Annotated in this window: 3 protein-coding genes; 1 reads left to right on the top strand and 2 read right to left on the bottom strand. The window is 65.3% G+C overall.

The window, feature by feature from the left end:
- Positions 1–119: 119 nt before the first annotated feature.
- Positions 120–1718: a peptide chain release factor 3 gene (locus IT472_RS09145; protein ID WP_297181093.1), complete on the bottom strand. Its 1599-nt coding sequence runs from the start codon at positions 1716–1718 to the stop codon at positions 120–122.
- Positions 1719–1774: 56 nt separating this feature from the next.
- On the opposite strand from IT472_RS09145, the gene IT472_RS09140 reads away from it, so the two are divergent.
- A complete protein-coding gene (locus IT472_RS09140; RefSeq protein WP_297181091.1) occupies positions 1775–4171 on the top strand; it encodes a serine/threonine-protein kinase in 2397 nt (798 codons plus the stop codon).
- Positions 4172–4460: 289 nt separating this feature from the next.
- Here IT472_RS09140 and IT472_RS09135 read toward each other — a convergent pair whose 3' ends face one another.
- Positions 4461–5279 carry a M23 family metallopeptidase gene (locus IT472_RS09135; protein WP_297181089.1) on the bottom strand — a complete coding sequence of 273 codons (819 nt, stop codon included), beginning with the start codon at positions 5277–5279 and terminating at the stop codon, positions 4461–4463.
- Positions 5280–5338 lie beyond the last annotated feature (59 nt).

The following is a 5338-nucleotide window of genomic DNA, read 5'->3' as shown; positions in this document are numbered from 1 at the left end:
GCGAAGGGAAAGCGCGTGCGGCAGGCGTGACTTTCTCCCCGTTGCGCGGGGCGAAGGAAAGTGTATGCGGGAGTGTGGCTCCCTCTCCCCGTTTGCGGGCAGAGGGCCGGGGTGAGGGGCTATGCCACCGCCTGCGCATGCTCACGCGTTGCCAGGAATTCAACCGACGGTGCACGTTCCTGCGCCAGCTGCAGGTTGACCCGGCTGGGTGCGAGGTAGACCAGTTCACCGGTAGCGTCGATGGCGAGGTTCATCGCGTTCTTCTCGCGGAATTCTTCCAGCTTCCTGGCGTCGTCGCAGCGGATCCAGCGTGCGGTGGACACCTGCACCGGTTCGAACACCGCTTCCACGCCGTATTCGTCCTTCAGGCGGTACGCCGCCACGTCGAACTGCAGCACGCCGACCGCGCCGAGGATCAGGTCATTGCTCATCATCGGCTTGAAGAACTGGGTGGCGCCTTCTTCGGACAACTGCGCGAGACCCTTCTGCAATTGCTTGAGCTTGAGCGGGTCGCGCAGGCGGGCGCGGCGGAACAGTTCCGGTGCAAACGAGGGAATGCCGGTAAAGCTCAGTGCTTCGCCTTCGCTGAAGGTGTCGCCAATGGAAATGGTGCCGTGGTTGTGGATGCCGATCACGTCACCTGGGAAGGCGGTTTCGGCGATCTCGCGGTCGCTGGCCATGAACGTGAGCGCGTTCGCCAGCTTGACCTCCTTGCCACTGCGCACGTGGAAGGCCTTCATGCCGGCGCTGAACTTGCCCGAGCACACGCGCATGAAGGCCACTCGGTCGCGGTGCATCGGATCCATGTTGGCCTGGATCTTGAACACGAAGCCGGTGAGTTTGTTCTCGCTTGCCGCCACGTCGCGGCTGGTGGTGGCGCGCGCGCGCGGTGCCGGCGCATGTTCGACGAAGAAATCCAGCAGCGGCTGCACGCCGAAGTTGTTGACGCCGGAGCCGAAGAACACCGGGGAGTGCTGGCCGGCCAGGTACGCCTCCTGATCGAACGGATGACTGGCGCCCTGCACCAGTTCCAGTTGCTCGCGCACTTCGTCCAGCAATTCGGAGCCGATTGCGGCAGCGACACCCGGATCATCCAGCGAGGCGAAGATGGTCGAATCCTGCCGCGTGAAATTGCGCCCCGGTTCGTACAGATGCACCTCGCCGGACACCAGGTGCACCACGCCTTTCAGTCGCTGGCCCATGCCGATCGGCCAGGTCACGGGTGCACATTGGATGCCGAGCACCGATTCGATTTCATCCAGCAGCTCGATCGGATCCTTGCCCTCGCGGTCGAGCTTGTTGACGAAGGTCATGATCGGGGTGTCGCGCAGGCGGCAGACTTCCATCAGCTTGATGGTGCGCTCTTCCACGCCCTTGGCGACGTCGATCACCATCAAGGCCGAGTCCACCGCGGTGAGCACGCGGTAGGTGTCCTCGCCGAAGTCGGCGTGGCCGGGGGTGTCCAGCAGGTTGACGATGCGGCCCTCGTACGGGAACTGCATCACCGAGCTGGTGACCGAAATCCCGCGTTCCTTTTCCAGCGCCATCCAGTCGGAGGTGGCGTGGCGCGCGGCCTTGCGGCCCTTGACCGAACCGGCCATCTGGATCGCACCGCCGAACAGGAGGAGTTTCTCCGTCAGCGTGGTCTTGCCGGCGTCGGGGTGGGAAATGATGGCGAAGGTGCGACGGCGCGCAGCTTCTGAGGCGACTTCTGACATTGCACGATTATACCGGCGCTGGCAGGATGGCCGGGACGAAACCCGTGAGGAGCACCATGCACGACGACCCCACGCAGGCATTGGACGAGGACGCACAACGGGCCGCCGGCCTGCCGGAATCGATCGGACCGTATCGGGTGACTGGTCTGCTGGGCGAAGGCGCGATGGGGCGGGTCTACCTCGGCCGCGAAACCCATCCGGCGCGCGAGGTGGCGATCAAGGTGGTACGCGGGATTTCCTCGTCCGCGCTGGATCGCTTCCGCCGCGAAATCACCATCCTCGGCCAGCTCGAACATCCCGGCATCGTCCGCCTGTACGCAGCCGGCGAGGACACGCTGGGCGGGCTGCCGTCGCCGTGGTTCGCGCTGGAATACGTGCGCGGGCCGGACCTGCGCGGCTATCTGGAACGCGAACAGCCGGACCTGCGGGTGCGGATCGGATTGCTGGTCAAGCTGGCGCAGGCGGTGGACTACGCGCACCGGCGCGGGATCATCCACCGCGACCTGAAGCCGTCGAACATCCTGGTCGACGAACACGGCCAGCCGAAGATCCTCGATTTCGGCATCGCGCGCCTGCAGGACGAGGCCGAGGCCGGCATGACCCGCGCCGGCCAGGTGATGGGCTCGCTGCCGTACATGGCGCCGGAACAGCTGGAAGGCCATGCCAACGAGGCCGATGCGCGCAGTGACGTGTATGCGCTGGGGGCGATCGGCTACGAGCTGCTGGCGGGCCGCTTGCCGCATCCGGGGCTGTCCACCTCTTCGCTGATCGAGGCGCTGATGATCGTGCGCCGCGAGGAGCCGACGCCGCTGGGCCGGATCAACCGCGCCGCGCGTGGCGATCTCAGCCTGGTGGTGATGAAGGCGCTGGCGTCGGAGCCTGCGCAGCGCTACGAGACGGCGGCGGCATTCGCCGACGATCTGGAAGCCGTGCTGGCCTCGCGCCCGATCAAGGCCAGGGCACCGACCTGGAGCTATCGCAGCGGACGCTTCATCCGCCGCAACCGTGCCCTGAGTGCGGCGGTGGCGGTGATCTTCATCTCGTTGGTGACGGCGACCGTGATCAGCACGCTGTCGGCACGACGCGCGCAGGCAGCACTGGCCGAATCGCAGGCGCGGGCGCAGCAGCTGGCGGCGGTGAACGGCTTCCTCAACACCATGCTGCAATCCGCCGACCCCGACGAAGGCGAGAGCTCCGACATCAGCCTGCGTGAATGGCTGCAAGCCACTGATCGTGATTTCGAGAGTCAGGGCACCCAACTGCCGCCTGAGGTGCGGCAAATTCTGGCCACCACCATCGGTGGCGCCTTGATGCACATGGGCGAATCAGAGCGCGCCTATCAGCGCTTCAAGCAGGCGCATGCACTGTCGCTGCGGCGCAATGGCTCGAATGCAGCGGAAACCCTGAGCGCGGCAGCCAACGAGGCACTGGCGCGTGGTGGCATCGGTCAGGTCGATGCGGGGGAGGCCGAGCTTAGGCGGATTTTTGCCATCGCGAAAACCCAGAACAATGCCAAGCTGCAGGTCGAAGTCGGCACCGCTTTGGTGACCTTGCTGGGCAACGCGCAACGTCCTGAGGATGCGCGGACAATCTCCGGCTCCATCTACGAATTGGCCCGCAAGACCCAGGGGGCAAATGCGCCGGATACGCTGGCGGCTCTGCATAATCACGCATCGACGGTGTTTGCCAGTGGCGATGCGGCTGCCGCCGAGCCGCTGGCACGGCAGGCTTGGCAGGGCCGCAGCAAGCGCTTCGGTGCCCAACACCCACTGACCCTCTACAGCTACAACATGCTGGGTGCCGTCCAGCAGCACCTTGGCCACACCAAGCAGGCGGAGGCCATCACCCGCGAGGTGCTGGCCGCGCGCCGCAAGAGCTTGGGCAATACCCATCCGTCCACGTTGACCACACTCAACAATCTGGTGGTGATCCTGGTCCAGCAAGGACGCTTGCAGGAGGTCGAGCCCTTGCTGAATGAGCTGGTCAGTTCCACCCGCGAACGGCTCGGTCCCGATGCTTCCCTGACCTTGGGAGCCGAACACAATCGTGCCTACGTCCTGGAAGATCTCGGCAAGCTGGACGAATCCGAAGCGCAGTTGCGTGATTTGCTGGCGGCCCTGAATGGCAAGCACAATCCGCTGCTGCTGATCGTTCGCAACGACTTGGCCCTGTTGCTGTCCCGCCGCGGCCGTTACGACGAGGCCATCCCGTTGATGCGTTCGGTGCTGACGGACGGCCCGACTCTGTTGGGCGCGGCGGACAACCCGATGATGGGCATTTATCGCAGCAATTACGGCCGTGTGCTTGGCCGCGCCGGCAGGCGCGAGGACGCGTTGGCGGCGTTTGCCGCAGCCCAGCCGCTACTGGATGCCAAGCTGGGGCCCGATCACGAACGCAGCAAACGCAATCGCGCGTTTGCGGATACGGTGCGTGCCGGCGGCAGACTCGAGTGAGGGGTCGTGGCGGAGCAACTCGGAAGCGGTGAATTGTTTTGCAGCCGTTTTCGACAACCGAAGGGTATGGAATGAAGAGGGTCGTATTGCTTGCGATGTTGGTGTTCGCGTCGTCCATGATGGAGGCATCCGCAAGTGCCCCGTCGACGGAAAGCGTGTCGGCTGATTTCTGGAATTGGCTGACGTCGTTGTTCGTGGATGCTGGTGATGCGCGTACTGTCGTCAAATCTGATGGAGTCGTTTACGACTGATCGTTGACTGTGCGCTGACAACGCTGCGAATCACCTGATCAGCGCATCCCCGATGCGTGGGCAAGCGCCACACCCTGCATCCGAAACGGAATCGACAGCAACTGCCCGCCGCGATTGACCTGCACCACGAAGTGCAGGTGCGGCGCGGTGCTGTAGCCGGTATTGCCGGAGCTGCCGATGCGCTCGCCGGCTTCGACCTGCTGGCCCACCACGACCATGGCACCACCAGGGGCGAGGTGACCGTACAGCGCCATGCTGCCGTCGTCGTGCAGGATGCGGATGTAATTGGCGCGGGCGGCGTCGCGTGCCGCATCCGTGCCATGTTCGCGAAAGCCGGTTTCCACCTGCAGCACGATGCCGCTGCGTGCGGCCAGCACCGGGGTGCCGATCGGTGCGGCAAAATCCAGCGCATCGCGGTTCTCGTCATCGTTGTGGCTGTAGGCGCCGTCGAAGCCTTGGTCGATCCGTGGCGTGGCTTGTTGCAGCGGCAACAGGTAGAGCACGTCGCGCGGTTTGGCATTGCTGCTGCCGGGCACGCCGCGCAGGCGCAATTGCAGCCGCCCCTCGTTGCCGGGTGGGCGTTGCAGGCGCGTGAGCAGCACGCTGGCGCCAGCGGCAATCCCGGCGCGGGCCGGCAGCGCGGGCTCGGCCTGTGGGCGGGCGCCACTGGCGACATCGAGCCGGACTTCCACCGGGCCGGGCAGCAGGTTGTCGGCATACGCCAGGAAGCCGCCATCGACCGCGACGATCCGCAGCCTAGCGACGGCGTCACGCGTCGTGGTTGGCGGCGGATCGTGTGCAAGGGCCGCCGGTGCGACGCACAGGAGCAGGCAGGTTGCGAGAAGCAGCTGGCGCATGCGGCCAGTATGCCGTAGCCGGGAAGGCATGACCGAATATGCCATCGCTTCATGCGTAT

The organism is Thermomonas sp., assembly GCF_020850895.1.
Lineage (GTDB): Bacteria > Pseudomonadota > Gammaproteobacteria > Xanthomonadales > Xanthomonadaceae > Thermomonas.
This window is presented reverse-complemented; position numbering and strand designations above follow the sequence as displayed.